Genomic DNA, 26,468 nt, shown 5'->3' on the forward strand with positions numbered 1-26,468 from the left:
GGCGAATTGTGAGCAACCCCAGACATAACGTACGCGATATCTTCCCCCCCACGGGCACCGAGATTACCGCCAAGAGCTGGCTGACCGAGGCGCCCATGCGGATGCTGATGAACAACCTGCATCCTGACGTCGCCGAGAAGCCGCATGAGCTGGTCGTCTATGGCGGCATCGGCCGCGCGGCGCGCACCTGGAGGGATTTCGACCTGATCGTCGACAGCCTGAAAAAGCTCGAGGACGACCAGACGCTGCTGGTTCAGTCGGGCAAGCCGGTGGGTGTTTTTAAAACCCACAAGGACGCTCCACGTGTGTTGATCGCAAACTCCAACCTCGTGCCGCATTGGGCGAACTGGGACCACTTCAACGAACTCGACAAGAAAGGCCTGGCCATGTACGGCCAGATGACCGCGGGTTCCTGGATCTACATCGGTTCGCAAGGGATCGTTCAAGGCACCTACGAGACCTTCGTGGAAGCCGGCCGCCAGCACTATGGCGGCAATCTCAGGGGCAAATGGATCCTGACTGCCGGCCTCGGCGGCATGGGCGGCGCCCAACCGCTAGCCGCGGTGATGGCTGGCGCCTGCTGCCTTGCGGTGGAATGCGACGAGACCCGCGCCGACTTCCGCTTGCGCACCCGCTATGTTGATGAAAAGACCCACTCGCTCGACGAAGCGCTTCAGATCCTCAATCGATGGACGGAAGCCGGCGAGGCGAAGTCCGTGGCCCTGATCGGCAATGCGGCCGAGATATTCCCGGAACTGGTGAAGCGCGGCGTGAAGCCGGATCTCGTCACCGACCAGACTTCGGCGCACGATCCGGTGCACGGCTATCTGCCGCTCGGCTGGAACGTTGCCGAATGGCGCACGAAACAGGAAAGCGACCCCAAGGCCGTGGAAAAGGCGGCCCGCGCCTCGATAAAACTGCACGTTGCGGCCATGGTCGACTTCTGGAGCCAGGGTGTGCCAACGCTCGACTATGGCAACAACATCCGCCAGATCGCTCTCGAAGAGGGACTGGAAAACGCCTTCGCCTTCCCGGGCTTCGTGCCGGCCTATATCCGCCCGCTGTTCTGCCGTGGCGTGGGGCCCTTCCGCTGGGCCGCGCTGTCGGGCGACCCGGAGGATATCTACAAGACCGATCAGAAGGTGAAGGAGCTGATCGATGATCCGCATCTGCACAACTGGCTGGACATGGCGCGCGAGCGCATCAGCTTCCAGGGCCTGCCTGCTCGCATCTGCTGGGTCGGCCTTGGCCAGCGCGACCGCTTGGGCCTGGCCTTCAACGAGATGGTGCGAAAGGGCGAACTGAAGGCGCCGATCGTCATCGGTCGCGACCATCTCGATTCCGGGTCCGTTGCCTCGCCGAACCGCGAGACCGAGGCTATGCAGGACGGTTCGGACGCAGTCTCCGACTGGCCGTTGCTCAACGCACTGCTCAATACCGCATCGGGTGCGACCTGGGTTTCGCTGCATCATGGCGGCGGCGTCGGCATGGGCTTCTCGCAGCATGCCGGCATGGTGATCTGCTGCGACGGCACGGAAGATGCCGATGCACGCCTTGCCCGTGTGCTGTGGAATGATCCTGCCACTGGCGTCATGCGTCACGCGGATGCCGGCTATCAGATTGCGATCGATTGCGCCAAGGAGCATGGCCTCAACCTGCCCGGCATCCTCTGAAGCGCGTTATCGCGCGTCGATCACTGGCGGCGCGTGAAAAAATGCACGATAGCTAATCTAATCCAGGAAGGAGAAACGACGTGACATTTTCCAGAACATTGAGAACCGCCCTGTTCGGTCTGGCCGCACTCGGCCTGACCGTGCCTGCCATGGCCGACCAGCTTTCCGACATCAAGGCTGCCGGCAAGATCCAGACCGCCACAGACATGCATTATGCCCCCTTCGACATGCTGGTGGACGGCACGTATGAAGGCATGACGAAAGATCTGTTCGACGGGGTTGCCAAGGAAATCGGCGCAGAGCCGGTCTATCAGGACATTCCCTGGACGGCGGAATTGCCTGGCCTCGAGGTCAAGAAGTTCGACATCGTGATCGCGCCCGTCACTATCACGCCGGAGCGCCTCGAGCGTTACGCCTTCAGCCTGCCGATCGCCGACGCCACTGTCGCGCTCGTGCGCGCCGCCAATAATACCGAACTGAAGAAGCCCGAGGACATCAAGGGCAAGACCGTCGGCGTTCAGCAGGGCACCGCTCAGTTTCTCCAGCTCCAGGCCTTCGGCAAGGAGTTGGGCGGCGTGAACGTCAAGGAATACGGCACCACTGACGAGGCCTATGCGGACCTCGCCGCCGGCCGCCTTGACGCGGTCGCAGGTTCGCTGCCGAACCTCGCCTATCTGGTGAAGACCCGCCCTGAGACCTTTGCGATGTTCGAGCCGGCCGCCTTTGGCAAGCCGACCTACTTCGCCTGGGTGGCGCGCAAGGACGCCGACAGCGAAAGCTTCGTCAAGGCCGTCAACGACGCGCTCCTGAAGATGACGGACGACGGCCGGGTCAAGGCCATTCAGGAAAAATGGCTGGGCAGCTACACGGAACTGCCCCGCGAAGTTCCGACCAAGTAATGCGATGCCGCGGGCGGGAGTCACTCCCGCCCGCCCATCCTCGCCAGCTGAGCAGCGATGTTTTCAATTCCGATCTTTCTGGGCAGCTTTGAACCGCTCTTGTGGGCGGCGCGCTTTACGGTGCTGATCTCGGTGCTTGGCATCGCGGTCGGGCTGCTGATCGGAGCATTGATCTGCGCCGCCGCCCTTTCCCGCGTGGTCTGGCTCCGCCGGTTCGCCGTGCTCTGGGTCAGTTTCCTGCGCGGTGTTCCGCTGCTCGTGCAGCTTTTGCTGGCCTATTATCTCTTGCCAGTGATCGGAATAAACGTGCCGGCGATGGTTGCGGCCGTCGTGACGGTCGGCATCTGCTCCAGCGCCTATGTTTCCGAGATCTGGCGTGGCGCCATCATGGCCTTGCCGAAAGGGCAGGCAGAGGCGGCCACCGCCATCGGCATGGCGCCGCGCGACATCTGGTCTCGCATCATCCTTCCGCAAGCGATCAGCATGTCTTTGCCGGCGTTGATCAACGAATTGATCCTGCTGGTCAAGGCGTCGTCGCTGGTTTCGGTGGTCGGCATCCTGGAGGTCACGCGGGCCAGCCAGGCGCAGGCGGCCACGACCTTCCGCCCGCTCGAGGTCTATATCGCGGCTGCCTGCATCTACCTGCTCATCAATCTCTGCCTAGCCGCGCTGGGGCGTTACCTCGAGCGGAGGATGGCTATCTAATGAGCTTGACCGTCCTGCAGCAATATTGGCCGATCCTGCTGAGCGGCTTCGGCCTCACGATCCTGTGCTGGATGCTGGGAACGACCTTCAGCATGGCGCTGGGGTTGGTCATCTCGCTGGCGCAGCGCTACGGGCCGCGTCCGCTCGGCTGGCTGATCCGGGGCTATATCGAGGTCATACGGGGTACCCCATTCCTCGTGCAGCTCTTCGTGCTCTACTATGGCGGCCCACTGCTCGGGTTGCGGCTGGATGCGCTGCCTGCGGGGCTGGTCGGCCTCACCATCTACGGCAGCCCCTATTTTGCGGAGATCTTCCGCTCGGGGTTCCTGGCGGTGCCTGTGGGCCAGCTTGAGGCGGCCCGTGCCATTGGCATGTCGGAACCTGCGATAGTGCGCCGCATTCTTCTGCCGCTGGGCCTCGTTTCCGCGCTGCCGGCGCTGGTTAACTTCTCGATCATCCTGACCAAAGAGACGGTGATACTGTCGATCATCACCGTGCCCGAACTGATGTATTCGGTGCAGCGCATGTCCACGGAGACCTTCCGCTACCTCGAGGCGAATCTGGTGCTGGCGCTATTCTTCTGGGCGCTGGTCGAGACCATCTCGCGCCTGGGACGCCTGTTGGAAGCGCGCATCACGAAACACCTGATCGAAAGGACGTAAGATGCTCGCCGCGTCATCCGTCGAGATTCGCAAGGTCAACAAATTCTATGGCCCCTTCCAGGCGCTGAAGGACGTGGATCTTTCGATCCCGCCAGGCAAGGTGACCTGCCTGATCGGTCCTTCCGGTTCGGGTAAGTCCACGCTGCTGCGCTGCATCAACTTTCTCGAGGAATATGACTCCGGCGAGGTCACCATCGACGGGCAGTTGATTGGCTACATCAAGCCTGGCGGACGCAAGATGCCGGGCCGCAAGCTGCGCGAGATGCGTCGTTCGATCGGCATGGTATTTCAGCAGTTCAATCTGTGGCCGCACATGACCGCGCTTCAGAACGTAGCAGAAGGGCTGATCCGCGTACGTGGCCTGCCGAAGGTCGAAGCCGAGGCCCGTGCGGCCGAAGCTCTGAAGAAGGTCGGGCTCGCTGACAAGATGGCCAATCATCCCTCAAGGTTGTCAGGTGGCCAGCAGCAACGTGTTGCGATCGCCCGCGCGATCGCCATGGAGCCGCGCCTGATGCTGTTCGACGAGCCCACCTCGGCGCTCGACCCCGAACTGGTCGGTGAGGTGCTGAGCGTCATGAAGACGCTGGCTTCCGAAGGCATGACCATGGTCGTAGTCACCCACGAAATGGGTTTTGCGGCGCATGTCGCGGACCAGGTGGCTTTCATGGAGAAGGGTGAGCTGGTGGGAGTGGACACCCCAAACAGCATTCTGCATCACCCCGAGGATGCGCGCATCAAGGCATTCCTGCGAACCTACCACGAACGCAACAGCTTCTGATCTGTTATAGCGGCGACGTCGCTATCGAACGCCTTGCAGCACAAAAGCTATGCAAGGTGCCGGCTGGTTATTCCGGCCCGACGTAAAGTCCGGGCGCATGCGCTGGAGCCGCAGGCTCCGGTACGGCACTTGGCATGGCGGCCTCGGCCGGCTCCGCCGGCTTCGGCGCTTCCGGCGCCTTTGCGCCGTCATTGGCGTCGAATCCACTCGTCATAGTGACCGTGTCGGCCGGGGCGGAGCTGAAAGCATCGCCGGTCAGGCCGCCGCGGATCACCAGCGGCAGGGCATCATGCCTCGTCTGGCTGCCTTTCGCGCCGATTGCAGCCACATTCTCGTCGGCTACGGCCGGCTCGCCCATCGAGACCACCGACGGCGAAAGAACCAGGAGCTCGCTCTTCGCCGAGCTGTAGCCGGGATCATCCACAGTGCCGGCCACGATATCCGGCTCGGCGGATTGAGGGGCCGGCGAGCTGAGCACGACCACCGAGCGGCTGGTATCGGCCCGCACAGGTGGCGGCGTTACCAGCGACGAAGGCTGAGCTTCGCCGGCCCACAGAGTTCCGACCAGAAGAACCAATCCCGCACGCATGACGCTTCCGATGAATGCCATCATCACGCGATCATAACTGCGCGTGATTTCCGTCAGCCTTAGGCAAAGCCTAGCATTTTAGCGATTAGGAATGTCAAGGCGCTGGGTTGCCGGCACTTTGCCGGCGCTATAGCCATGGGCCGCGAAACGGAAGGAACCACGTGGTGGAGATCGTCAAGAGCAGGGACGCACTGGCGCAGGCGTTGGCCCTCATCGAAGCCGGCGATGTTGTCGCCATTCCCACAGAAACCGTCTACGGGCTCGCGGCGGACGCAACCAACGGCCGGGCGGTTGCGCGCATCTTCGAGGCCAAGGGCAGGCCGCGCTTCAATCCCCTGATCGCGCACGTGTCGTCATCGGCAATGGCCGAAGAGATTGGCGAGCTCGACCCGCTGTCGCGCCGACTCGTCGAGGCCTTTTGGCCGGGACCGCTGACGCTGGTGCTGCCGCTCAAAGAAAAAGCGTCCATCCACCCGCTCGTCACTGCCGGGCTCGACACGGTGGCGGTGCGAATGCCCAGGGGCTTCGGCGCGGAGCTGATCGCGGCGCTCGGCCGCCCATTGGCGGCACCGAGCGCCAATTCCTCCGGGCGCATCAGCGCGACAACGGCTGAAGCCGTCGAGGCCGATCTCGGTCCGCGCATCCCGCTGATCGTCGATGGTGGACAGACGCCGGTCGGCCTGGAGTCGACGATCGTCAAGGTCGAAGGCGATTCCCTTCGGCTGCTGAGGCCCGGAGGCATAGCGGCCGAAGAAATCGAGAAAGTGGCAGGCAGGCCGCTCTCACGCGGCGGCACATCCGGGGTCGTGGCGCCGGGCATGCTCGCTTCGCATTATGCGCCGAACGCTGCCGTGCGGCTCGATGCGCAGGAAGTGGGAAGAGGCGAGGCGCTGCTCGCCTTCGGCCCGGACGAGGTCGCAGGTGCCGGCGGAGCGGTCGCCGCCCGCAACCTGTCATCGGCGGGCGACCTGCGCGAGGCGGCCTCCAACCTGTTCACCATGCTGCAGGAGCTTGACGCCAGCGGTGCAGCGACGATTGCGGTCGCGCCGGTACCCGAGACCGGGCTAGGCGAGGCGATCAACGACCGGCTGCGCAGGGCCGCGGCCCCGCGTGATTCGATGGCGAACGGACAATAGTGGTGAGAGCCTGACACTTGATACCTGCCTCGAATGGCAGAGAACGAGCGAAGCCGCCTTTCAGCAATCGGGTCTAGGATATCCGCAAGCTAACTCCGCGCAGCCGAAGCCCGAGGCGGGCGGCGACGCGCTGTGATGAGATGTTGGCTTGATCCGTGCTATAGAACAGCGTCCGATTGCGCAGCGCAGGAAGCCGGGACCAACCGGCGGTCACAGCGGCGCCGAGACCTCGCCCTCTGAAAGCTTTTACCGTTACCAATCCCAGTTCGGCCCCGGCATCCGCGAGTCGCGCCGCAAAGGCGATAGAGGCGACTTCATCATCGACAATGGCAGCACACCAAGGTGTCCAGAAATCTGCCATCTCACGAAAGCCGAGTTCAAACAGGGATTCCGGTACTCTGGTCGCCGCCCAGGAATGCATCAGATTCTCACCTTCCTCGGAGTCGCTGCTGATGAGCTTAGCCTCGCTCTGGTACGGATGCGCGTGCGGCAATTCGTAAACCAGGCCGAAATTGTGTGCAGGAGGGCCATTGCCGCCGAGTAGAGACAGATAGCATTCAAGATGTTTCGGTTTCGCTGAATGCGTGAGCGGCGGCTCGGTGGCCGCGAGGCCTTCCAGCTTTGCCGCCAGCTCATTTGGCAAATCGGCTCGCACCCCGAACACGTTGCCCTCTGGACAGCCTGCCAGCCAGAATCTCGGGCCGGGTGAGCCGTCCGGATCGTTCTCGCGCTCGATCCGTTCGTCAGAATTCAATCGAAACATGGTACGATACTCGGTCTTCAAAAAAATCTTTTCACCGGTCATGAAACAACCCATTCAAGAATGTTCGGCACTTGTCGAGCGGCCTCCATCTGTTGCCAAGGCCGCAGGCCAGTGGTTCGATGGATGGCTGACGATCAATATGGACAAGCATCCGAAGCTCAGGACGCACTGGCACGTTTTGACCTGCGCAGGAAGCGGCTGTGGTTGAACCCCCTTTTCGGGCCGTCTTCGGGTATCAAACGTCGGGTCTTCTCTACTAGGTTCCTTCCATGGAAAAATCAGCACCTCTCGATTCCGCTTTGATCGCTCGCTTCGCCGGAATCGTCGGCGAGCACTATGCGCTGACCGCCGAAGCGGACATTGCACCCTACGTGGTTGAACGGCGCGGCCTGTGGGCTGGCCGCACTGGCCTGGTCTTGCGGCCAGGCAGCGTCGACGAGGTGAGTCGCATCCTGCGGCTTGCGACAGACACGCGCACGCCCATCGTGCCGCAAGGCGGCAATACCGGATTGGTCGGCGGCCAGATGCCGGATCGCACCGGCCGTGAGGTCGTGTTGTCGCTTTCCCGGCTCGACAGGATCCGCGAGCTAGACCCGCTTTCGAACACGATTACGGCCGAAGCCGGGGTCGTGCTGGAGAAGCTGCATGAGGCAGCGGAGGCCGCCGGCCGGCTGTTCCCGCTCTCGCTTGCCTCGCAGGGCTCCTGCCAGATCGGCGGCAATCTCTCCTCCAATGCCGGCGGTACAGGCGTGCTCGCCTACGGCAATTCGCGCGAGCTCTGTATGGGCGTCGAGGTCGTGCTGCCGACCGGCGAGGTGCTCGACGATCTCAGGAAGCTGAAGAAGGACAATACCGGTTACGATCTCAAGAACCTATTCGTGGGCGCGGAAGGCACGCTCGGCGTCATTACCGCCGCGGTCTTGAAGCTCTTCCCGAAGCCGAAGGGCAGGGAAGTCGCCTGGGCGGGCGTGTCGTCGCCTCCGGATGCGCTGAGGCTGTTCGGGTTGGCGGAGGATCGCGCCGGCGCCGCGCTCACCGCCTTCGAGCTGATTGGTGCAACGCCCCTCTCCTTCGCCGAAAAGCACATGCCCGGCGGCGCCGTCAGGCCGCTCACCGGCGAGTGGCCCTGGCATGTTCTGATGGAGATTTCCTCCGGCCGCTCGGCCGAGGATGCCCTCGCGCTCGTCGAGGACATCCTCACCGCTGGACTTGAGGCAGGCATGGTCGGCGATGCGGCGATCGCCCAGAGCCTCGCCCAGGCGGCCGCATTCTGGAAGCTGCGCGAGTTCCTGTCCGACGCGCAGAGGCCGGAAGGCGCCTCGATCAAGCACGATATTTCCGTGCCCGTTGCCTCTATTCCCGAATTCATCGCGCGGGCAGCGAAGGCGGTGGCATCCGTTTCGCCTGAGGCCCGCGTCGTCTGCTTTGGCCACATGGGAGACGGCAACCTGCACTACAACATCTCGCAGCCCGTCGGCGGCGACAGCGACGCCTTCCTTTCGATCTACCGCGTGATGAACAAGGCGGTCCATGATGTGGTGCGCGAGTTCAATGGCTCGATTTCGGCCGAGCATGGCATCGGCCAGCTGAAGCGCGACGAACTGATCGCGACTGCACCGCCGATTGCCATCGACCTGATGCGGCGCATTAGGGCGGCTTTCGACCCTGCCGGCATCATGAATCCCGGCAAGGTGATCTGAGCGGCAGCCCTGGCGAGCTGAAATCTCTATTGCCTGTCAGCTTGATTGTGAGGCAATGATTGCCTATCCTTCTCGTGGAATGATTGATGCCGACGATCCGCCGGTTCGCCAACTGCAAGATTGCGATCTATGCGGATGGCCACATTCCGCCCCATTTCCACATTGAAGGGCGAAGCTTCCGGGCCATCGTGGAAATCGAGACGATGACGGTGCGCGCCGGAGACGTCCGCAAGGCCGCGGAGGCGATGGAATGGGCGGCTTCGAATTTGACACTGTTGCGGGCTGAATGGGTCCGCCTCAATCAGAGAGGCTGAGCATGGAAACCGATACGCCAAACATCCGTTCCGTCCGTGCCGGCGAAGGCCGCAAGCTCATCGTAACTTGGAAGGGTGGCGCCGAGAGCACCGTCGATCTGCGAGCGTATATCGCGAACTACTCCATCTTTTCGCCGCTTCGGAAGAATGACACGCTCTTTAGAGACGTGCGGGTGGGGGAATGGGGGTGGTGCGCTCACTGGTCCGACGAAATGGAGATTTCCTCCGACACGCTCTGGAGATTGGCGCTTGAACAGGGCAGCGCATGGCTTCGAACATGGCGCGACCAACATCGAATGACCCAGAGCGAAGCGGCGGCAGCTTTGGGCGTCAGCGCCCGCATGTGGCGTTACTACGAATCTGGAACACATCTTCTACCAAAGACGGTGCGGCTTGCATGTATCGGGCTCGATGCCCAGGTAAGGGCTGCGTGATTCTCAGGAAAATCTCTTGGAAGATGGAAGAAAATTACTGTTGATATAGGGAATTATTCTAAAGTATTGGAATAGATTAACCTTCCGTTGAGACAGGTTTCGCACTTCTTGCCAACGGTTTGATTCCGATAACCAAAATCCGGATCAGCAAAATTTAACCGACTTTCTTAAGCGCGGCGGTAAGCTGCCCGCGTTAGTCTCCTCCCATAACGAGACCGGGAAACACCGGTCCGGAGAGAACCGGAAAACCGGCTCTTGGAAGTTGGCAGGAAGGCGCTGCATATGAATACCGGACTGAAGCCAGTCTGGGCGGGTCGCAACATGCGGCTTGACCCTTTTCGCTTGCCACAAGTGGTGAGCTACGCAACTCGCGACGAACAAGGCGACGTTACCTTCGTGATCGATAAGCGCGGCGCGGTCATCCGCCGCGTGCTGCAAAGGAGCGGCCTGCCGGTTGCGATCGTCCTGCCGGCGCGCGCCTTCCGCGGCGTCGCCGCCCGCGCCATCGAGGATAGCGAAGGCAATGTCACAGTGACGCTCGAGCTTCATCACAGTGATCCGCAGCTATCGGTTCCGCTGCTTGTGGCGGAAGACCTCGGCGACATTGCCGCCGACTGGCGCGCCTGGGCCGAGGAATATCGGTTGCCGATGCTTCTGATAGAGGCCGACGGAGTAGCCCGCACGCTCGAAGAGTCGCTCGGCGCTGTGAAGACGGCTCCGGTACAGGAGCGCCGCAAGCGCCGCATTTCGGAGCAGCGTCGTCCGCGTTTCCTAGCGCGGCGCAAGACCGGCGACCTCGGCCTGCGACTCGTCATCGGCGGCGAAGAGATCATCGCGCGCAGCTAGGGATGGCCGGTAGAGCCCGTTTCTAAAATGCGTCTGGGCGCGGCGGAATCGAAGATGGCGCGTGAGCGGCCAAACTGGTGGTTTCAAGAACCGGAGCGGAGCGTACCTGAAGGTACGTGAGCACCGGATGCGCAGAAATCGCCATTTGCAGCCCGCCCTCACGCATTTTCGAAACGGGCTCTCACACGATCGGCTTCAACGCGACCCATAGCCCGCCACCGATCAGACCGAGAAAGATCAGCCAGCCGACCACGGTGTTCGACTTGAAGAGCCTCAGGCACTGGTCGGGGTCGTCGATGTCGAGCCGCTTGATCTGCCGCGCCATATGCGCACCTGCCGCGAGCAGGCCGGCAAGCGCCGGCATTGGTGCTTCGGCAGTGGCGTAGGCCGCGGCAAAGAGCATCAGCGCGCCGCCATAGAGGCAGATCAGCCAGTATTTGGTGTTTTCACCGAACAGCCTGGCCGTCGAGCGCACGCCGACGATCGCATCGTCCTCCTTGTCCTGATGGGCGTAGATCGTGTCATAGCCTATCACCCACAGAATCGAACCGGCATAGAGCAGGAGGGCTGGCGGATCGAGATCGGCAAAGGCCGCCGCCCAGCCCATCAGCGCGCCCCAGGAAAAGGCGAGCCCGAGGACGAACTGCGGCCAGTTCGTGATGCGCTTCATGAATGGATAGATTGCAACGACTGCGAGCGAGGCGATGCCGAGCAGGATCGCGAAGGAATTGAACTGCAGGAGCACCGCTAGGCCGACCAGCGACTGCAGGATGAGGAATGCCCAGGCCTGCCGCTTGCGGATCTTGCCCGATGGCAGGGGCCGCGACCGGGTGCGCTCGACCTTGCTGTCAATGTCGAAGTCGACGATGTCGTTGTAGGTGCAGCCTGCGCCGCGCATGGCGATCGCGCCGATCAGGAAGAGCAGCAGATGCAACGGATCGGGCAGCAGGCTCGGCAGCGAGTCGCCCGGCCTCGCGTAAGCAATCGCGGCGAGCGCGGCCGACCACCAGCACGGCCAAAGCAGCAGCCACCAGCCGATTGGCCGGTCCCAGCGGGCAAGCTGTGCATAGGGCCAAAGCGCCCGCGGCAGGAGCCGGTAAACCCAATGCCCGCTCGGCGCATCTGCCACGCGGCCCTGCCGCTCGGTGGATTGGATGATGTCCATGGATGTGCAGTGGCAGTGCACGGGCAGGGCGTCAAGGTGGCGGATTGCAGCGCATTGGGTCCTTGACCCTTGACCCCCGTGTCGGCCGCACCTACCGGGTAGGCGGATGCTATTTGGATTCACCCTGCGATGAATGTCCTCCTCCTCGGCTCCGGCGGCCGCGAGCATGCGCTGGCATGGAAGCTGGCGGCCTCACCTCTGCTGACGAAGCTTTATGCAGCGCCCGGCAACCCCGGCATCGCCGAAGAGGCGGAATGCGTGGCGCTCGACGTCGCCGACCATCAGGCGGTGATCCGTTTCTGCCGCGAAAAGGCGATCGATCTCGTCGTGGTCGGACCGGAGGCGCCGCTGGTCGCCGGCATCGCCGACGATCTGCGCAACGCGAACATCCATGTGTTCGGGCCGTCGAAAGCGGCGGCTCAGCTCGAAGGCTCCAAAGGCTTCACCAAGGATCTGTGCGCGAAATTCGGCATCCCGACCGCCGCTTATCGCCGTTTCACGGAATTGGCGGCAGCCAGAGACTATGTGCGCGAACAGGGCGCGCCGATCGTCGTCAAGGCTGACGGCATTGCCGCGGGCAAGGGCGTGACGGTCGCTACGAGCGTCGATGAGGCGCTCGCCGCGGTCGAAGCCTGCCTTGGCGGCGCCTTCGGCAGCGCCGGTGCGGAAGTCGTGATCGAGGAGTGTCTCGAAGGCGAGGAGGCCAGCTTCTTCTGCCTGTGCGACGGGATCACCGCGCTGCCCTTCGGCACGGCGCAGGACCACAAGCGCGTCGGCGACGGCGACACCGGGCCGAACACCGGCGGCATGGGCGCCTATTCGCCGGCGCCGGTCATGACGCCCGAGATGGTCGAGCGTACCATGCGCGAGATCGTCGAGCCGACGATGAAAGGAATGGCGGAGCTAGGCGCGCCTTTTTCCGGCGTCCTGTTTGCCGGCCTCATGATCACAGCCGAGGGCCCGAAGCTCATCGAATACAATGTCCGCTTCGGTGACCCCGAATGCCAGGTGCTGATGCTGAGATTGAAAGACGACCTCCTCGTGCTGTTGAACGCCGCCGCCGACGGCCAGCTTGGGCATATGTCGGTGCGCTGGCAGGACGAGGCGGCGCTTGCGGTCGTGATGGCCGCCAAGGGCTATCCAGGCACGCTGGAGAAGGGCACGCCGATCGCAGGCATCGAGGCGGCGCGGGAGCAGGGCGCCCAAGTGTTCCAGGCCGGCACGGCGCTGCGCGAGGGCAAGCTTGTCGCCAATGGCGGACGGGTGCTCAACGTCGCGGCGAGCGGTGCGACGGTGGCCGAGGCGAAGGCCAATGCCTACGAGGCTGTCTCGAAAATCGACTGGCCGGGCGGCTTCTACCGCCGCGATATCGGCTGGCGTGCCGTGGAGCGGGAAAAAGCCTAGAGCAGCGTGCGCTCATGTTGGATCGCCACGCTGCTCTATCTCTTTACTTCCGCATCGGATTTGTCCGAAAACCGCTGCGCAGTTTTCGGTCCGATGCTCTAATGCTCGAACGGGTTCGGTGGCGGCTCGGCCGGCAGCGTGCCCTCGGCAGCGCGCTTGCGATAATGCGCGAGCGAGCATTGCGGTGAGCAGAGCACGCCGCGGTCGGTGAAATAGGCCGGCCCGCTTTCAATCCTGCCGCCATGCAGCGCAAAACCCGGCTCGCCCAAGGCGAGGCCGCATTCAATGCAGCGATATTTTTCGGGTCTTGCCAGCATTAGTTTGCTCTTCCGTTGGTGCTTTTCATATCGCGGATCGGTCCACAATGAAACAGCACCGAGGTTTGACCTTTACGTAAAGCGATATTAGCTCGGTTCAAGAATTGGCCTTGGCAGCATCGGAAGCTAGAATGTAGCTGCTGAAGGGAGGCTCCATGTATCGCGCGCCGGTCGACGAGATCGCACACACGCTGAAGCACGTCGCAGGGATGAAGGCGGCGCTGGAGAGCGGCCTGTTCGGCGATCTCTCCGAGGACGTGGTGGATGCCATCCTCTCCGAGGCCGGACGCTTCGCCACCGAGGAGGTCGCTCCGCTCTATCGGGTGGGCGACCAGCACGGCGCGGAGCTGAAGGATGCGGTCGTGGCGACGCCGCCCGGCTGGAAGGATCTTTACCGGCGCTGGATAGAAGGCGGTTGGAACGCAGTCTCTGCACCGACGGAGCGTGGCGGGCAGGGGCTACCCCTGATGCTCGGCATGGCGGCGCTGGAAATGTGGAATTCCGGCGCCATGGCCTTCGGCATCGGCCCGACGCTGACCATGGGCGCCGTCGAGGCGCTCGAAAAGCACGCCACGGAGGAGCTGAAGTCGACCTATCTGCCGAAGCTTGTTTCCGGCGAATGGATGGGCACGATGAATCTCACCGAGCCGCAGGCCGGCTCGGACCTCAACGCGCTGAAGACAAGAGCCGAGCGTGCCGACGACGGCAGTTACCGCATCTTCGGCACCAAGATATTCATCACCTATGGCGAGCACGATTTCACCGACAACATCGTGCACCTGGTGCTTGCCCGACTGCCTGACGCGCCGCCGGGCACGCGGGGCCTTTCGCTGTTTCTCGTGCCGAAGTTCCTGGTCGGGGCGGATGGCAGGCTGGGCAAGCGCAACGATGTCTTCTGCGGCAGCATTGAGCACAAGCTCGGCATCCACGGATCGCCGACCTGCACGATGATCTATGGAGACGGCTTCGCCAAGGATCGGCCGCCGGGCGCTATCGGCTTTCTGGTCGGCGACGAGAATCGCGGTCTCGCCTGCATGTTCACCATGATGAACAATGCCCGCCTTGCCGTCGGCATCCAGGGCGTGGCGGTTGCCGAGGCAGCGACCCAGAAGGCGCTCGGCTATGCGCGTGAGCGACGGCAGGGCAGGGCGGCCTCCTGGTCCAGTGAAGGGATGGCCCCGATCGTCCATCATCCCGACGTGAAGCGCGATCTTCTCACCATGACGGCGCTGACGCGAGTTGCCCGCTCGATCTGCTACGCGCTGGCCCATGCGATCGACATGGCGCACGTCAGCGAAGGCGAGGCGGCTCGTCATTGGCAGGAGCGCTCAAATCTGCTCACCCCAGTCGCCAAGGCCTTCTCCACCGATGCCGGTGTCGCCGTAAGTTCGGTCGGCGTGCAGGTGCATGGCGGCATGGGCTTCATCGAGGAGACCGGCGCGGCGAGTCTCTATCGCGACGCGCGCATTGCGCCGATCTACGAAGGCACCAACGGCATCCAGGCGATCGACCTCGTCACCCGCAAGCTGCCGCAATCGGACGGCGAGCATGTGCTTGGCTATATTGCCGAGCTCGGCGAGATGAGCGCCGCGATCCGCACCTCCAACCTGCGAGGCTTCGGCCGCAGCGCCGAGGCGATCGACCGGGCTGTCGCCAACCTGCTGGCAGCAACCAATTTCCTGCAGGAGGCGCTGAAGGGCGGTCGTCAGGAGCAGGCGCTCGCCAGTGCTACACCCTACCTCCGCCAGTTCGCGCTGACCGCGGGCGCCGCCTATTTGGCGAGGGCAGCGCTGGCTGACCGCGCGCCCGAACGCATCGCACTCTGCCGCTTCTATTGCGATAACCTGCTCGGCGAGACCGCCGCCTTGAAGGAGGCGGTTGTCGGCGGCAGCGACAGCCTGCTCGCCGCCGGCGCGGCCCTTGTGGCCTGATCTGGATCGGAAGGACTGAGATGACAGAACACGTCATTGTCGAACGGCGCGGCACGATCCAGGTCATCCGCATGAATCGGCCGGACAAGAAGAACGCGCTCACCCGCGCCATGTACGCGGCCATGGCGGAGGCGCTTGCGGCCGGCGACGGTGATGAGGATGTCCGCGTGCACGTCTTCCTCGGCGTGCCGGGCGCCTTTTCCTCCGGCAACGACATCAACGACTTCATGGCCTTTGCTGAGGGCGGCGCGCTTGGCGAAGAGGTCATCGATCTCCTGGTTGCGCTGGCCCGTTCGCAAAAGCCGATCGTCTCCGGCGTCGACGGCATTGCGGTCGGCATCGGCACGACCATCAACCTCCATTGCGACCTGACCTTTGCCACGCGCCGGACCGTGTTCCGCACGCCCTTTGTCGATCTGGGGCTGGTGCCCGAAGCCGGCTCCAGCCTGCTTGCGCCTGCGATGATCGGCCGGCAGCAGGCTTTCGCCACGCTTGGGCTTGGCCGCGGTCTCCCGGCCGAGCGTGCCAAGGCGGTCGGTCTGATCTACGAGGTGGTCGATGAGGACGATCTCGAACGCGAGGTGTTCGCCGCCGCGGAAGAGATCGCCGCCAAGCCGCCCGAGGCGCTGAAGATCGCGCGCGACCTGATGCGCGGCTCGCGCGAGGAAGTCGTCGCGCGCATCAAGCAGGAGGCGGAGCTCTTCGCCGGCCGGTTGCGCTCGGCGGAGGCGCTCGAGGCATTTTCCGCCTTTCTCAATCGCAAGAAGGCGGGATAATACTTATCTCTGCGAAAGTGACGCTAGGGAACCTTCCGGGCTACACGACCATGGCACAGTTCGAAGGCAGGCAAGTCTCGGCGACACAGCGCAAGCTCACCACGATCTTCTCGGCCGATGTCCAGGGCTATTCACGGCTGATGGAGGCGGACGAAGAGGGGACGCTCGCCACTCTCAAGCAGTATCGGGATGCCATGGCGCGCCTGATCGCCTCGCATGGCGGCCGCGTCGTCAACACCTGGGGTGACGGGCTGATCGCCGAATTCCCGAGCGTCGTCGAGGCCGTGCGGGCCGCAGTGGACGTGCAAAATGAGCTCGGCGAGCATAATGAGGGCCGCCCGACCGAAAGCCGGATGCTGTTCCGCATCGGCATCAATCTCGGCGACGTCATCGTCGAGGGCGACGACATCTATGGCGACGGCGTCAATATCGCCGCACGGCTGCAGACACAGGCTGCGCCTGGCGGCGTCGTGATTTCGAGCACGGTCTACGACCAAGTGCGCAACAAGGTGCCGGTCGGCTTCGAGTTCCTCGGCAATCTTTCCGTCAAGAACATCGAGGAAGGCGTGCCGAGCTATGCCGTCAAGGTAGGCGAAAGCTCTCTGGAAACTGCGCCCAGACCAACCCCCGCAACACATTTTGGGCGTAATCCGGCACCGCCTCCCGCGGCGACGCAAATCCCGGAAGTCAATGCTCCCGGCATAATGGCTAATCTTGCGCTTCCCAGGCTGTTCGGCGTGCTGGGCGTGATCGGCATCGCTCTCATCGCGATCAATCTCTTTTCCTGGCACGGCGTCTTCTGGGCGAGATGGCCCTTGTTCGCCTTCGCCATGATAGTCCTGCTGGCATCCGTTAAGAGAGGGCAGTTCGGGGATCGCAGCATTGCCTCTCTGGCCGTGATCGGGCTCGGACTCGTCGCCATCAATCTTATCTCGTGGAGCGGTGAGTTCTGGGCGAGGTGGCCGCTGCTGGGTCTGGCGATCGTGGCCGCCATCCGCTGGGTAACGCGGCGCGGGGACAATCCCGCGCGTTGAGTGCCGGGGTCACGGTCCGCCTCGAACTATCGATCGCATTATTGGCTCGGATAGTGCCAGCCGTCGATCTTCATTCCGCTTAGTTTTTCGGCTTCGTCCTGAGAAACATGCCCGACAGTCTGGCTGAACGTCCAGACATGGCCTTCGGGATCGACGGCCTTGTAGGTACGCTCGCCGTAGAACTGATCGGCAAGCGGCTGCAGGATGACGGCTCCTGCCGATTTCGCACGTTCGAAATGGCCCTCGATGCCGCTGGTCAGGCGAACATAGAGCGACTGGGTGTTCTTGCCGCCGACGGAAGCAGGGCTCGCGATGTAACTCGCCCACTCGCTGTCAACCACGATGTAGCCATCGCCGAAGCGCATCTCTGCATGCACCAGCTTCCCGTCGGCATCTGTAACGAGCATGCTGCGCTCGAAGCCAAAGGCTTGGCTAAGCCAGCCGAGCGCCGCAAGCGGGTTCTTGTAGAACACACCTGACCCCAAGGTCGCGTGGCTGAAGGGATCGTCCATCGTGTTCCCCGCTTCAAGATGATTGCCGCCAAGAGCTTGATCCGGAACCGAGATCAGCGTGCAAAAGAAAGCTGCAGAGCTTTCGGACAGATCATGCGACAAACAAAGAGCTGGAGCAGCATGCATGCCCCGCTCGAATTCTATTCTGCTCTAGGGATAAAGCCGCGTCGTCTCCCAGCCGCCTTCCCTGCGCGTGAAGACGATACGGTCATGCAGGCGGAACTGCCGATTGTGCCAGAACTCGATGGTCTGAGGCACGATGCGGAAGCCTGACCAGTAAGGCGGACGGGGGATGTTGCCGACCGCGTAGCGCGCCGTGTATTCGGCCACTGACTTTTCCAGCGCGAAGCGGCTCTCCAAAGGCCGAGACTGCTTGGAAGCCCAGGCGCCGATGCGGCTGCCGCGCGGCCGTGTCGCGAAATAATGATCAGCCTCGTCATCGCTCACGATCTCGACCGGACCGCGCAGCCGCACCTGCCGGCGCAACGTCTTCCAGTGAAAGCACATGGCCGCTTTCATGCTGGTGAGAATTTCTTTCCCTTTCGCACTCTCGAAATTGGTGTAGAAGACGAATCCGGCCTCATCAAATCCTTTGAGGAGAACCATTCTGACGTTCGGCATGCCATCCGCATCGACAGTCGCGAGCGCGACCCCGTTCGGATCGTTCGGCTCGCTTTTCGTGGCGTCTTCCAGCCATGAAGAGAACAGCTTGAGCGGCTCGTCAGCCTCGGTGAAGTCACTTGTTGTTAACTCTGCGTTGTCCATAGTCGCTCCCGGCGATGGGTGTGCGTGCCGGGAGATTGCCGATTGTCGGTCATAGCGCAAGCGTCCCGTTTCCCTGGGGCTATCAGAAAAACGTGTCGGACGGCAGCCCTGCTGGCCGTCCCGATCCTTTCGCTTTCGGCCTGCTCGTCCGGCTTCAACCTTTCCAAGGCCGGTGTCGACCAGCTCGCCCATACCGGTTCGCTGCCGGCCTCGGGTAAGCCGGCCGATCCTGTTCGCAGCTCCGACGAGACCACGATCCGCAATGCCGTCTCGGCCGCCGATCCTGAAGCTGCACAGGTACAGCCGCTTGCCTGGGCGAATGCCGATACCGGATCGCGCGGCGCAATCAGCAATCTGATCGAGACCAAGGAAGGCAGCACGCTCTGCCGCCAGTTCACCGCCTCCCGCGAGAGCTTCGACGGTGTCGCCCTCTACTCCGGCAATGCCTGCAAGGGCGAGCGTGGCGTCTGGTACCTGCGGAATTTCAACCCGCTCTGAGCTCGAAGCGCCGAAGGCTCGCTTATCGGCCCGCTCTGGAATTTCTTCCTAGGCGAGCGCATATAATGGCCGGGTTTCCAGAAGTTTTCTCCGGCAGGACCAGGGCCTCGCATGCAGAATCCCTATGACGCGCTGGGCGTCCCTAAAAACGCCTCGGCCAAGGACATAAAGGCGGCTTTCCGCAAGCTCGCAAAGAAGCATCATCCGGACCAGAATCCGGACGATCCGAAGGCCAAGGAGCGTTTTGCCGAGGTCAACCAGGCCTATGAGATCGTCGGCGACGAGAAGAAGCGTGCCGCCTTCGACCGCGGCGAGATTGACGCCGAGGGTAAGCCGCGTTTCCACGGTTTCGAGGGCGCGGCCGGCGGTGATCCATTTGCCGGTTTCCGGGCCTCCAGGCAGGGGCCCGGCGGAACGCGCTTCGAGTTCCGTAGCTCCGCGTCGGGCGGCGACCCGTTCAGCGGCGATGCCGGCGACATCTTCAGCGAGATATTCGGGCAGGGTTTCTCGCAGCGCGCCGGTGGAGGCGCCCGCCGCGCGCAGCCCGGCGCCGATGTCAATGTGACGCTTGAGATATCGGTCGAGGAAGCGGCCACCGCGGCTAAGGTCGCAGCCGTGTTTCCCAATGGAAAGACGATCTCGGTGAAGCTTCCCAACTATGTCGAGGACGGCCAGACGATCCGCCTGAGGGGTCAGGGAGAACCGGGCTTCGGCGGGCCGGGCGATGCGCTGGTCAAGATCAAGTTCCGCGATCATCCGCGCTATCGCGTCGAGGGCCGTGACCTGCATGCCGATCTTCCGGTACCGCTCGCCGACGCCGTGCTCGGTGAGAAGGTTGCCGTCGAAACGCCGACGGGTAAGCTGGCGGTTACTGTCCCGGCATGGTCGAGCTCAGACAAGGTGTTGCGCCTCAAGGGTCGGGGCCTGCCGCTGAAGGCCGGTGGCCATGGTGATCTCTATGTCCATGTCCGCGTGATGCTGCCCGAGCAGCGCGACCCTGAGCTCGAGGCGCTCGCGAAGCGTAGTAAGTCTTGAGCGTAAGTGTTGGGGACAGTTTACTTTTTTCCGCTCATGCAAACTCTGCGAGTGCCGCAGCCCTACTGCGGAACAAAGTAAACTGTCCCCGGTGCGCCTCGCGTCTATCCCGGTTTTGAATGCTTGAAGGCGGCAAGTGCCTGTGCGATAGGCAGAGGCTGGCCGACGACGGCCGGCGGCTGATCGAGGCCTGATCTCGGCTTTCGATCGCCTGAGCCTCAAGAGCGCGGAGAACGGTCGAATGGCGGGTGCGAACGGCCTGATGGCGGGCAAGCGGGGACTGATTGTCGGTGTCGCGAACAATCGGTCGATCGCCTGGGGCATCGCGAAAGCCTGCGCCGACCAGGGTGCCCAGATTGCGCTCACCTATCAGGGTGATGCCTTCAAGAAGCGGGTCGAGCCGCTCGCTGCCGAACTCGGGGCGCTGGTTGCCGGCCATTGCGACGTGACCGACATAGCCAGCCTCGATGCGGTCTTCGCCTTCGTGGACAAGTCCTGGGGCAAGCTCGATTTTCTCGTTCACGCCGTCGCTTTCTCGGACAAGGAGGAGCTCGACGGCCGCTATGTCGAGACGACCCGCGACAATTTCCTGCGCACCATGGACATCTCCGTCTATTCGCTCACAGCGATGGCCAAGCGCGCCGAGCCGCTGATGAAGGACGGCGGCTCGATTCTGACTCTGACCTACTACGGCGCCGAGAAGGTGATGCCGCACTACAACGTCATGGGCGTTGCCAAGGCGGCCCTCGAAGCGAGTGTGCGCTATCTCGCGGTAGATCTCGGCGGCAAGGGCATCCGCGTCAACGCGATCTCGGCCGGGCCGATCAAGACGCTTGCCGCTTCCGGCATCGGCGACTTCCGCTACATCCTCAAGTGGAACGAATACAACTCACCGCTGAAACGGACCGTGACGCCGGAGGAGGTCGGCGCTTCCGGTCTCTATCTGCTTTCCGACATGGGGCGTGCCGTCACCGGTGAGGTCCACCACGTCGATTCCGGCTATCACGTTGTGGGCATGAAGGCGGTCGACGCGCCGGATATTGCGACGATCAAAGACTGACCGCCCGTTCCCGGAATGCTGTCAAGCCAAGAGGCATGTTTCCGCTCGTTTACTTCATCCGCCACGGCCAGACCGATTGGAATGTCGAGCACCGGTTGCAGGGCCAGGCCGATATCGACCTCAACGCTGTCGGCCGGTCGCAGGCCGTGCGCAACGGCCGCAAGCTCGCCGAGCTGATCGCCGATCCCAGTGAATTCGACTTCGTCGCCAGCCCCTTGCGCCGTACCCGCGAGACCATGGAGTTGGTGCGCGCCGCGATAGGCCTGCCGCCAGACGACTATCGCACCGACACGCGACTCATCGAGGTGCATTTCGGCGACTGGCAAGGACACACACTTGCCGAGCTTGATCGGATGAGCCCCGGCACGACCGCCGCGCGCGCCGTCGACAAATGGAATTTCGTCCCGCCGGGAGAGCATGGCGAGAGCTATGAAATGCTCTATCAGCGCTCGATCTCGTGGTTCGACGGGCTGAAACGACCCACGGTCTGTGTGACCCATGGGGGTATTTTCCGCGTGCTCTTCAAGATCGCCGGCAAGAAGCCGAAGAAAGAGGCCGCCGCCCTGGACATAGCCCAGGATCGTGTGTTGCGTGTCGAAGAAGACAGGCTGGAGTGGCTTTGAATTTTAGGGCAATAAGGCAATAGGGCAGTAAGGCAATAGGGAAGTATAGAATTGCAGAGGCGCTAAACGCCCTCGAAATCCTTTTCGCTTAACCTCGCCGAATCCCTATTGCCCTATTGCCTTAATGCCGTATTGCCTTACTCCGGCACTTCCATATCTGTGATGAGGTTTTCGCCGCCGATCTTGTCGTAGGCGATCAGAATCTCCATCCCTTCCTTGATCGACGACATGTCGAACTCGCCCGGCAGCTTGTAGGATTTGCCGTTGTCCAGGGTGATGGTCTGGTTGTCGGCATCGATCTTCTTGATATGGCCTTCGGCCTCGGCCGCGAGGGCGACAGCGCTGAGAGCGAATGTGGCGAAAATTGCTGCAATCAGGGTTCGCATGCTGTGCCTCTTTTTAGTTGTCCCCCGCACTAAGCAGGCTTGATCTGAGGTGGATCGATCGAGACTGCAGAAACACCGCGAATGTGTCAAACCTAAGTCGCCATCTCAACAAGGAGGAAGACCCCGCAGTCTCGTCAGGGAAGCTGTCGCCAGAGGCGTTCGACCACCGCAACATTCATGGCTGACCGCAACGTAAAGCCGATCGACTGATAGAGGGCGATGGCAGCCTCGTTCGTAGCATAGGCGTGGAGGTACGGCGTCTCGCCACGCCGCAGGATGCGGCCGGCCACGAACATCGACAGAAGCCTGGCGTAGCCGCGGCCGCGCACGTCCGGGTGGCAACAGACGCCGCTGAGTTCTGTGAACCCCTGCTGCTTCAGTCGTTCGCCTGCCATGGCCACGAGCGCTCCGTTCTCCTTCAAGCCCCAGAACTCCCCCAGCTCGAGAGCGCGTTGTGAGAACGGTCCAGGCTTGGTGAGCTCCGCCAGCGCCAGCATCGCAGGCGCATCTGCCTCCTGGAGCTGCTCGATGCGGCTATCGCGCTCGATGACTGAAGGCCGCTCCGCAATCATCTGAACCGCAGCGGCCGTCGCCACAACCGCCACTCCGGGCGGCAGGATAATTTCGTCGGCCTGCAGCAGCACGAGGCTTTCGCCCGCTTGAACGAGATGCGCGAGCGCTTGCAGGCTTTCCGGGCTATCGTCTCGCGCAGCGATGAACGGCCAGATCGACGGTACGTAGCGCCGCGCCATCGCGTCGCCTTGAGAGTGTCGCGCATGTCGCGTGGTGAGGGCGCTCCAGACCGGCCGGTCGAGCGGATGCTTGCTCATTTTTCTGCCTTTCCACCGGCGATCCGGCGATTGAGAGGCGTGGCCTCCAGGTCTCTTTCGATCGAGGCGAGTTGCTCGAGAAGCGGACCTGTCAGGTGGCCGCAGATCGCGGCGACTGCCTTGTCGATCTCGGGCCAAAGCTGGCGTTTCGATGCGTCGACCAGGCGCTGCCCATCGCCGGTCAGGCTGACAAGCCTGCGTCGCTGATCGTCGCGCGCCTGCTGAATCTGTAGCAGGCCTGCATCTGCGAGCTGCGCTGCGATACGCGTCGCGCCGGGCTGCGTGATTCCGATCGCTTCTGCCAGGTCGCCGATCGTGATGGGCCCGAGCCGGTCGACGGCGGCAAGCGCTGGGAATTGGCTAGCTTGGATCGGCATCTGCTGCTCGTTGAGGATGCGCTGCACATCGGACTGCAGACGCTCGCCGATTCGCTTGAAGCGGCTGCCCAGACAGAGAAACCCCAGCTCTCGAACGACGTCTTCGATCATGCCACTGCGCATCGCTAACTATAAGAGCTTATATAACGATGTATGGATTTGTCCATTCTCGGCTTTGCCCGCTGTCGGTTATGGAAATCGGATGCCACCGTGCTTAACGGCAGAAAGTCAATTGAGGCTGCGGTGCGGAGTCAGTGCCCGGGGGTGCTTCGGCGTCGGATGCGCTTGCCCGAGAATCGTCTGGTTCGAGCCGATGTCTGACTGGTCAGAGCCTACAATGTCACGCTCCGATCGATTCGGCCGACCAACCGAATGAAGCCGCCCTTTGCGGGAGTGATCAGAGTGTAAGTCTGACTGGCCTCGATATCGAGCACATGCACCACGGTGCTGCCGATATGCTCCTGCCACGAAAGCACCACGAGCCCGTCGCGCATGGGCGTCGCTTCATACTGCACCGTGTCCTTGAACCCGGCGTTGTCGCCGGCGATGATTTCCATCGTCAGCTCTTGATCGGAATGGAACGTTATCCTCGGCCTGAAGGCAGCGAAGGCTATCTCCAGTACTTGGCCCGCACGAAATGGCGATGTTCCGAACGCAATCATTTGAAGCTCCTTTGGTGCTCTTAACTAGGACTGAAACGCACGGCTTCATCCCTGTTTGACCGCCGCCAAAAACGCCAATAGAAGGCTGGCAACGCCGGGCGAGGCCCGCGCGAGGATCTGTCGATGTCGCACAACACGTTCGGCCATCTTTTCCGGGTCACCACCTGGGGCGAGAGCCATGGGCCTGCCCTTGGCTGCGTGGTCGACGGAATGCCGCCCGGCATTCGCTTCACGCGGGGCGACATCCAGGCCGAGCTCGATCGCCGCCGGCCGGGCCAGTCGCGCTTCGTCACGCAGCGCCGCGAGCCGGACGAGGTGAAGCTGCTGTCGGGCTTCCTCGAGGAAGAGGGCGAGACGCTGGTTTCAACCGGCACGCCGATATCGATGCTCATCGAGAATGTCGATCAGCGCTCCAAGGACTATGGCGATATTGCCCGACAGTATCGGCCTGGCCACGCAGACTACACCTACGATGTGAAATACGGCCTGCGCGATTATCGCGGCGGCGGCCGTTCATCGGCCCGGGAGACGGCCTCGCGCGTTGCAGCCGGCGCGCTCGCGCGCAAGGTGGTTCCCGGTCTGAAGGTCCGTGGAGCGCTTGTGTCCATGGGCCAGAAATCGATCGACCGGAGCCGCTGGGATTGGGATTTCGTGGGCCATCCCGACAATCCGTTCTTCACGCCGGATCCGCAGTCGGTCCCAATCTTTGCCGAATATCTCGACGCAATCCGCAAAGCTGGCTCATCAGTCGGCGCGGTGATCGAGATCGTCGCCGAAGGCGTGCCGGCAGGCCTCGGCGCGCCGATCTACGGCAAGCTCGACCAGGATATTGCCGCCTCCCTGATGTCGATCAATGCCGTGAAGGGCGTTGAGATCGGCAACGGCTTCGAAGCCGCGCACATAACCGGCGAGCAGAATGCCGACGAGATGCGCATGGGCAATGACGGCAAGCCGATATTTCTCTCCAACAATGCCGGCGGCATTCTCGGCGGCATCTCGACCGGCCAGCCGGTCGTCGCGCGCTTTGCCGTGAAGCCGACCTCGTCGATTCTGACGCCGCGCCAGTCCATCGACCGCGACGGCAACAATGTCGAGATCAAGACCAAAGGCCGTCACGACCCATGTGTCGGCATCCGCGCTGTGCCGATCGGCGAAGCAATGGTGGCCTGCGCAATCGCGGATCACTATCTGCGGCATAGAGGGCAGACGGGTAGAATAGGGCAGTAGGGCAGTAGGGCAGTAGGCAAAGAGATGCTTCGACAGACTCACTGCACGATTATTGCGCGCCATAGTCGCGGCCGATTGCTTTTTGCCCTACTGCCCTATTGCCCTATTGCCTTATTGCCCTGCGAGCAAAGCGAGCACTAATGCCATACGACCAGAAGAAAGTCGTCGAAGCCATCCGCGCCTTCGAGCGCGGCGAGGTTGTCGTCGTCACCGACGATGATGGCCGTGAGAACGAGGGCGATCTGATCGTCGCCGCAGTCCACTGCACGTCGGAGAAGATGGCCTTCATCGTGCGCCATACCTCCGGCATCGTCTGCACGCCGATGCCGCGCGAGGAGGCGAAGCGCCTGAATCTCGCGCCAATGGTGGCCGACAATGAATCGGCGCATACGACCGCCTTTACCGTCAGCGTTGATTTCAAGCATGGCACGACCACGGGCATTTCGGCCGACGACCGCACGCTCACCGTGCGCAATCTCGCCAATCCCAATGCCGGGGCGTCGGACTTCGCGCGGCCGGGGCACATCTTTCCCCTGGTCGCCCGGGAGGGCGGCGTGCTGATGCGTTCGGGCCATACCGAAGCTGCCGTGGATCTCTGCAAGCTCGCCGGCTTGCCGCCGATCGGCGTGATCTGCGAGCTGGTCAATGACGACGGAACCGTGAAGCGCGGGCCTCAGGTTGCCGATTTCGCCGATAAGCACGGTTTGAAGCAGGTCTCGGTTGCCGACTTGATTGCCTACCGGCAGCGCCAGGAGACGCTCATCGAGCGCGTCGGCTGCACCGAGATCGAGACGCCGGGAGGAAAGGCTCAGGCTTTCGAATACAGCCTGCCCTGGGATGTCATGAACCATCTGGCGATCGTCTATGGCGACATCCGCGACGGCGAGGAGGTACCCGTGCGCCTCTATCCCGAGAACGTGGTAGCCGACGTGTTCGGCACCACCCACAAGCTCGAAGGAATCATGAAAGTGATGGGCGAGCGCCAGCGTGGCGTGATCGTCTATTTGCGCGAGGGCTCGGTGGGCGTCGCCCATCAGGCGCGCACCCGTCCCTCCTCGAGCGAGGATCACGACGAAGCCCGCCGCCGCGAAAGCGAATGGCGCGAGATCGGCCTCGGCGCGCAGATCCTGAAGGACCTGGGCATTTCCTCGATCAACCTCATCGCCTCACGCGAACGCCACTATGTAGGCCTGCAGGGCTTCGGCATCAGAATCGCGAAGACGGAAATCCTCTAAAGCGTTTTGCAACGCGATTGACGCCGGCGCCGCCCCTCACCCTTACCTCTCCCCGTAAAGGACTCTAAAGAACGGAGAGAGGGGGCGGCAACCTCTCACAATCCCCTCTTCCCGTTGTTCACGGCGAGAGGG

30 protein-coding genes are annotated in these 26,468 nt (G+C 62.7%); 20 read left to right on the forward strand and 10 right to left on the reverse strand.

Translation table 11 applies throughout. The features are described from left to right. Nucleotides 1-8 precede the first annotated feature (8 nt). From hutU to SAZ10_RS03735, 5 genes are all read left to right on the forward strand, one after another. On the forward strand, nucleotides 9-1,673 hold the full coding sequence (hutU, locus tag SAZ10_RS03715; protein WP_318607828.1) for a urocanate hydratase: 1,665 nt from the start codon (nucleotides 9-11) through the stop codon (nucleotides 1,671-1,673). Nucleotides 1,674-1,753: 80 nt separating this feature from the next. After that, the gene (locus tag SAZ10_RS03720; protein WP_318607829.1) at nucleotides 1,754-2,572 is read left to right on the forward strand and encodes a transporter substrate-binding domain-containing protein; all 819 of its coding nucleotides are present in this window, start codon (nucleotides 1,754-1,756) and stop codon (nucleotides 2,570-2,572) included. Nucleotides 2,573-2,629: 57 nt separating this feature from the next. Beyond that, nucleotides 2,630-3,277: an amino acid ABC transporter permease gene (locus SAZ10_RS03725; protein ID WP_318607830.1), complete on the forward strand. Its 648-nt coding sequence runs from the start codon at nucleotides 2,630-2,632 to the stop codon at nucleotides 3,275-3,277. Beyond that, nucleotides 3,277-3,939 carry an amino acid ABC transporter permease gene (locus tag SAZ10_RS03730; RefSeq protein WP_318607831.1) on the forward strand — a complete coding sequence of 221 codons (663 nt, stop codon included), beginning with the start codon at nucleotides 3,277-3,279 and terminating at the stop codon, nucleotides 3,937-3,939. The genes SAZ10_RS03725 and SAZ10_RS03730 overlap by 1 nt, the downstream gene beginning before the upstream one ends. 1 nt (nucleotide 3,940) lies before the next feature. After that, on the forward strand, nucleotides 3,941-4,717 hold the full coding sequence (locus SAZ10_RS03735; protein ID WP_318607832.1) for an amino acid ABC transporter ATP-binding protein: 777 nt from the start codon (nucleotides 3,941-3,943) through the stop codon (nucleotides 4,715-4,717). A gap of 67 nt (nucleotides 4,718-4,784) precedes the next feature. Here SAZ10_RS03735 and SAZ10_RS03740 read toward each other — a convergent pair whose 3' ends face one another. Next, nucleotides 4,785-5,330, reverse strand: a complete 546-nt coding sequence (locus tag SAZ10_RS03740) for a hypothetical protein (RefSeq protein WP_318607833.1) — start codon at nucleotides 5,328-5,330, stop codon at nucleotides 4,785-4,787. Nucleotides 5,331-5,467: 137 nt separating this feature from the next. Between SAZ10_RS03740 and SAZ10_RS03745 the strand changes: the two genes are divergently transcribed. After that, the gene (locus tag SAZ10_RS03745) at nucleotides 5,468-6,442 is read left to right on the forward strand and encodes an L-threonylcarbamoyladenylate synthase (protein ID WP_318607834.1); all 975 of its coding nucleotides are present in this window, start codon (nucleotides 5,468-5,470) and stop codon (nucleotides 6,440-6,442) included. Nucleotides 6,443-6,515: 73 nt separating this feature from the next. Here SAZ10_RS03745 and SAZ10_RS03750 read toward each other — a convergent pair whose 3' ends face one another. Beyond that, nucleotides 6,516-7,247, reverse strand: coding sequence for a GNAT family N-acetyltransferase (locus SAZ10_RS03750; RefSeq protein WP_318607835.1), 732 nt, complete (start codon nucleotides 7,245-7,247; stop codon nucleotides 6,516-6,518). 227 nt (nucleotides 7,248-7,474) lie between these two features. On the opposite strand from SAZ10_RS03750, the gene SAZ10_RS03755 reads away from it, so the two are divergent. The 4 genes from SAZ10_RS03755 (at nucleotide 7,475) to SAZ10_RS03770 (ending at nucleotide 10,499) form a co-directional block, all read left to right on the forward strand. Continuing rightward, on the forward strand, nucleotides 7,475-8,905 hold the full coding sequence (locus SAZ10_RS03755) for an FAD-binding oxidoreductase (protein ID WP_318607836.1): 1,431 nt from the start codon (nucleotides 7,475-7,477) through the stop codon (nucleotides 8,903-8,905). Nucleotides 8,906-8,991: 86 nt separating this feature from the next. Further along, nucleotides 8,992-9,219, forward strand: a complete 228-nt coding sequence (locus SAZ10_RS03760) for a DUF4160 domain-containing protein (RefSeq protein ID WP_318607837.1) — start codon at nucleotides 8,992-8,994, stop codon at nucleotides 9,217-9,219. Between the two features lie 2 nt (nucleotides 9,220-9,221). After that, nucleotides 9,222-9,653 carry a DUF2442 domain-containing protein gene (locus tag SAZ10_RS03765; protein ID WP_318607838.1) on the forward strand — a complete coding sequence of 144 codons (432 nt, stop codon included), beginning with the start codon at nucleotides 9,222-9,224 and terminating at the stop codon, nucleotides 9,651-9,653. A 282-nt stretch (nucleotides 9,654-9,935) separates the two neighbouring features. Next, nucleotides 9,936-10,499, forward strand: a complete 564-nt coding sequence (locus SAZ10_RS03770; RefSeq protein ID WP_318607839.1) for a DUF6101 family protein — start codon at nucleotides 9,936-9,938, stop codon at nucleotides 10,497-10,499. Between the two features lie 181 nt (nucleotides 10,500-10,680). On the opposite strand, the gene ubiA is transcribed toward SAZ10_RS03770, so the two are convergent. Continuing rightward, nucleotides 10,681-11,664: a 4-hydroxybenzoate octaprenyltransferase gene (ubiA, locus tag SAZ10_RS03775; RefSeq protein WP_318607840.1), complete on the reverse strand. Its 984-nt coding sequence runs from the start codon at nucleotides 11,662-11,664 to the stop codon at nucleotides 10,681-10,683. 129 nt (nucleotides 11,665-11,793) lie between these two features. Here ubiA and purD point away from each other — a divergent pair, with 129 nt between their 5' ends. Continuing rightward, nucleotides 11,794-13,068, forward strand: coding sequence for a phosphoribosylamine--glycine ligase (gene purD / locus SAZ10_RS03780; RefSeq protein WP_318607841.1), 1,275 nt, complete (start codon nucleotides 11,794-11,796; stop codon nucleotides 13,066-13,068). Between the two features lie 98 nt (nucleotides 13,069-13,166). On the opposite strand, the gene SAZ10_RS03785 is transcribed toward purD, so the two are convergent. After that, entirely contained in the window at nucleotides 13,167-13,385 is a 219-nt protein-coding gene (locus SAZ10_RS03785) for a hypothetical protein (protein WP_318607842.1), read from the reverse strand. Nucleotides 13,386-13,540: 155 nt separating this feature from the next. On the opposite strand from SAZ10_RS03785, the gene SAZ10_RS03790 reads away from it, so the two are divergent. The 3 genes from SAZ10_RS03790 to SAZ10_RS03800 are packed head-to-tail and all read left to right on the forward strand — an operon-like array spanning nucleotide 13,541 to nucleotide 17,126. Further along, complete coding sequence (locus tag SAZ10_RS03790; RefSeq protein WP_318607843.1) at nucleotides 13,541-15,316, forward strand: acyl-CoA dehydrogenase; 1,776 nt, start codon at nucleotides 13,541-13,543, stop codon at nucleotides 15,314-15,316. A gap of 20 nt (nucleotides 15,317-15,336) precedes the next feature. Further along, nucleotides 15,337-16,092, forward strand: coding sequence for a crotonase/enoyl-CoA hydratase family protein (locus tag SAZ10_RS03795; protein WP_318607844.1), 756 nt, complete (start codon nucleotides 15,337-15,339; stop codon nucleotides 16,090-16,092). A 50-nt stretch (nucleotides 16,093-16,142) separates the two neighbouring features. Continuing rightward, nucleotides 16,143-17,126 (forward strand): adenylate/guanylate cyclase domain-containing protein, encoded by a 984-nt coding sequence (locus SAZ10_RS03800; protein ID WP_318607845.1) that lies wholly within the window; start codon nucleotides 16,143-16,145, stop codon nucleotides 17,124-17,126. A 38-nt stretch (nucleotides 17,127-17,164) separates the two neighbouring features. On the opposite strand, the gene SAZ10_RS03805 is transcribed toward SAZ10_RS03800, so the two are convergent. Together SAZ10_RS03805 and pdxH are read right to left on the reverse strand one after the other, a co-directional pair. Next, the gene (locus SAZ10_RS03805; RefSeq protein WP_318607846.1) at nucleotides 17,165-17,638 is read right to left on the reverse strand and encodes a VOC family protein; all 474 of its coding nucleotides are present in this window, start codon (nucleotides 17,636-17,638) and stop codon (nucleotides 17,165-17,167) included. Between the two features lie 150 nt (nucleotides 17,639-17,788). Then, nucleotides 17,789-18,403 carry a pyridoxamine 5'-phosphate oxidase gene (gene pdxH / locus SAZ10_RS03810; protein WP_318607847.1) on the reverse strand — a complete coding sequence of 205 codons (615 nt, stop codon included), beginning with the start codon at nucleotides 18,401-18,403 and terminating at the stop codon, nucleotides 17,789-17,791. 42 nt (nucleotides 18,404-18,445) lie between these two features. On the opposite strand from pdxH, the gene SAZ10_RS03815 reads away from it, so the two are divergent. The 4 genes from SAZ10_RS03815 (at nucleotide 18,446) to SAZ10_RS03830 (ending at nucleotide 21,619) form a co-directional block, all read left to right on the forward strand. Beyond that, the gene (locus SAZ10_RS03815) at nucleotides 18,446-18,901 is read left to right on the forward strand and encodes an RT0821/Lpp0805 family surface protein (protein ID WP_318607848.1); all 456 of its coding nucleotides are present in this window, start codon (nucleotides 18,446-18,448) and stop codon (nucleotides 18,899-18,901) included. 111 nt (nucleotides 18,902-19,012) lie between these two features. Next, nucleotides 19,013-19,936 (forward strand): J domain-containing protein, encoded by a 924-nt coding sequence (locus tag SAZ10_RS03820; protein ID WP_318607849.1) that lies wholly within the window; start codon nucleotides 19,013-19,015, stop codon nucleotides 19,934-19,936. A gap of 241 nt (nucleotides 19,937-20,177) precedes the next feature. Next, nucleotides 20,178-20,996, forward strand: a complete 819-nt coding sequence (gene fabI / locus SAZ10_RS03825; protein ID WP_318607850.1) for an enoyl-ACP reductase FabI — start codon at nucleotides 20,178-20,180, stop codon at nucleotides 20,994-20,996. A gap of 35 nt (nucleotides 20,997-21,031) precedes the next feature. Further along, complete coding sequence (locus SAZ10_RS03830; RefSeq protein ID WP_318607851.1) at nucleotides 21,032-21,619, forward strand: histidine phosphatase family protein; 588 nt, start codon at nucleotides 21,032-21,034, stop codon at nucleotides 21,617-21,619. Between the two features lie 137 nt (nucleotides 21,620-21,756). On the opposite strand, the gene SAZ10_RS03835 is transcribed toward SAZ10_RS03830, so the two are convergent. The 4 genes from SAZ10_RS03835 to SAZ10_RS03850 form a co-directional block, all read right to left on the reverse strand. Beyond that, complete coding sequence (locus SAZ10_RS03835) at nucleotides 21,757-22,005, reverse strand: DUF1344 domain-containing protein (RefSeq protein ID WP_318607852.1); 249 nt, start codon at nucleotides 22,003-22,005, stop codon at nucleotides 21,757-21,759. A gap of 134 nt (nucleotides 22,006-22,139) precedes the next feature. Continuing rightward, a complete protein-coding gene (locus SAZ10_RS03840) occupies nucleotides 22,140-22,835 on the reverse strand; it encodes a GNAT family N-acetyltransferase (protein WP_318607853.1) in 696 nt (231 codons plus the stop codon). Next, nucleotides 22,832-23,323 (reverse strand): MarR family winged helix-turn-helix transcriptional regulator, encoded by a 492-nt coding sequence (locus SAZ10_RS03845; RefSeq protein WP_318607854.1) that lies wholly within the window; start codon nucleotides 23,321-23,323, stop codon nucleotides 22,832-22,834. Before SAZ10_RS03845 ends, SAZ10_RS03840 begins: the two co-directional genes overlap by 4 nt. 221 nt (nucleotides 23,324-23,544) lie before the next feature. Further along, nucleotides 23,545-23,874 carry a MoaF-related domain-containing protein gene (locus SAZ10_RS03850; protein WP_318607855.1) on the reverse strand — a complete coding sequence of 110 codons (330 nt, stop codon included), beginning with the start codon at nucleotides 23,872-23,874 and terminating at the stop codon, nucleotides 23,545-23,547. A gap of 123 nt (nucleotides 23,875-23,997) precedes the next feature. Here SAZ10_RS03850 and aroC point away from each other — a divergent pair, with 123 nt between their 5' ends. Continuing rightward, on the forward strand, nucleotides 23,998-25,101 hold the full coding sequence (gene aroC / locus SAZ10_RS03855; RefSeq protein ID WP_318607856.1) for a chorismate synthase: 1,104 nt from the start codon (nucleotides 23,998-24,000) through the stop codon (nucleotides 25,099-25,101). Between the two features lie 140 nt (nucleotides 25,102-25,241). Continuing rightward, on the forward strand, nucleotides 25,242-26,336 hold the full coding sequence (gene ribB, locus SAZ10_RS03860; RefSeq protein WP_318607857.1) for a 3,4-dihydroxy-2-butanone-4-phosphate synthase: 1,095 nt from the start codon (nucleotides 25,242-25,244) through the stop codon (nucleotides 26,334-26,336). Nucleotides 26,337-26,468: the final 132 nt, after the last annotated feature.

This window comes from Mesorhizobium sp. BAC0120, assembly GCF_033542235.1.
Taxonomy (GTDB): Bacteria; Pseudomonadota; Alphaproteobacteria; order Rhizobiales; family Rhizobiaceae; genus JAWRCU01.

Excerpts from the sequence above, each read along its gene's own strand:
- SAZ10_RS03725 (WP_318607830.1), top strand. The coding sequence starts at position 2,630 with ATGTTTTCAATTCCGATCTTTCTGGGCAGCTTTGAACCGCTCTTGTGG.
- SAZ10_RS03730 (WP_318607831.1), top strand. The coding sequence starts at position 3,277 with ATGAGCTTGACCGTCCTGCAGCAATATTGGCCGATCCTGCTGAGCGGC.
- SAZ10_RS03735 (WP_318607832.1), top strand. The coding sequence starts at position 3,941 with ATGCTCGCCGCGTCATCCGTCGAGATTCGCAAGGTCAACAAATTCTAT.
- SAZ10_RS03740 (WP_318607833.1), bottom strand. The coding sequence starts at position 5,330 with ATGATGGCATTCATCGGAAGCGTCATGCGTGCGGGATTGGTTCTTCTG.
- SAZ10_RS03750 (WP_318607835.1), bottom strand. The coding sequence starts at position 7,247 with ATGACCGGTGAAAAGATTTTTTTGAAGACCGAGTATCGTACCATGTTT.
- SAZ10_RS03755 (WP_318607836.1), top strand. The coding sequence starts at position 7,475 with ATGGAAAAATCAGCACCTCTCGATTCCGCTTTGATCGCTCGCTTCGCC.
- SAZ10_RS03760 (WP_318607837.1), top strand. The coding sequence starts at position 8,992 with ATGCCGACGATCCGCCGGTTCGCCAACTGCAAGATTGCGATCTATGCG.
- SAZ10_RS03765 (WP_318607838.1), top strand. The coding sequence starts at position 9,222 with ATGGAAACCGATACGCCAAACATCCGTTCCGTCCGTGCCGGCGAAGGC.
- SAZ10_RS03770 (WP_318607839.1), top strand. The coding sequence starts at position 9,936 with ATGAATACCGGACTGAAGCCAGTCTGGGCGGGTCGCAACATGCGGCTT.
- ubiA (WP_318607840.1), bottom strand. The coding sequence starts at position 11,664 with ATGGACATCATCCAATCCACCGAGCGGCAGGGCCGCGTGGCAGATGCG.
- purD (WP_318607841.1), top strand. The coding sequence starts at position 11,794 with ATGAATGTCCTCCTCCTCGGCTCCGGCGGCCGCGAGCATGCGCTGGCA.
- SAZ10_RS03785 (WP_318607842.1), bottom strand. The coding sequence starts at position 13,385 with ATGCTGGCAAGACCCGAAAAATATCGCTGCATTGAATGCGGCCTCGCC.
- SAZ10_RS03790 (WP_318607843.1), top strand. The coding sequence starts at position 13,541 with ATGTATCGCGCGCCGGTCGACGAGATCGCACACACGCTGAAGCACGTC.
- SAZ10_RS03795 (WP_318607844.1), top strand. The coding sequence starts at position 15,337 with ATGACAGAACACGTCATTGTCGAACGGCGCGGCACGATCCAGGTCATC.
- SAZ10_RS03800 (WP_318607845.1), top strand. The coding sequence starts at position 16,143 with ATGGCACAGTTCGAAGGCAGGCAAGTCTCGGCGACACAGCGCAAGCTC.
- SAZ10_RS03805 (WP_318607846.1), bottom strand. The coding sequence starts at position 17,638 with ATGGACGATCCCTTCAGCCACGCGACCTTGGGGTCAGGTGTGTTCTAC.
- pdxH (WP_318607847.1), bottom strand. The coding sequence starts at position 18,403 with ATGGACAACGCAGAGTTAACAACAAGTGACTTCACCGAGGCTGACGAG.
- SAZ10_RS03820 (WP_318607849.1), top strand. The coding sequence starts at position 19,013 with ATGCAGAATCCCTATGACGCGCTGGGCGTCCCTAAAAACGCCTCGGCC.
- fabI (WP_318607850.1), top strand. The coding sequence starts at position 20,178 with ATGGCGGGTGCGAACGGCCTGATGGCGGGCAAGCGGGGACTGATTGTC.
- SAZ10_RS03830 (WP_318607851.1), top strand. The coding sequence starts at position 21,032 with ATGTTTCCGCTCGTTTACTTCATCCGCCACGGCCAGACCGATTGGAAT.
- SAZ10_RS03835 (WP_318607852.1), bottom strand. The coding sequence starts at position 22,005 with ATGCGAACCCTGATTGCAGCAATTTTCGCCACATTCGCTCTCAGCGCT.
- SAZ10_RS03840 (WP_318607853.1), bottom strand. The coding sequence starts at position 22,835 with ATGAGCAAGCATCCGCTCGACCGGCCGGTCTGGAGCGCCCTCACCACG.
- SAZ10_RS03845 (WP_318607854.1), bottom strand. The coding sequence starts at position 23,323 with ATGATCGAAGACGTCGTTCGAGAGCTGGGGTTTCTCTGTCTGGGCAGC.
- SAZ10_RS03850 (WP_318607855.1), bottom strand. The coding sequence starts at position 23,874 with ATGATTGCGTTCGGAACATCGCCATTTCGTGCGGGCCAAGTACTGGAG.
- aroC (WP_318607856.1), top strand. The coding sequence starts at position 23,998 with ATGTCGCACAACACGTTCGGCCATCTTTTCCGGGTCACCACCTGGGGC.
- ribB (WP_318607857.1), top strand. The coding sequence starts at position 25,242 with ATGCCATACGACCAGAAGAAAGTCGTCGAAGCCATCCGCGCCTTCGAG.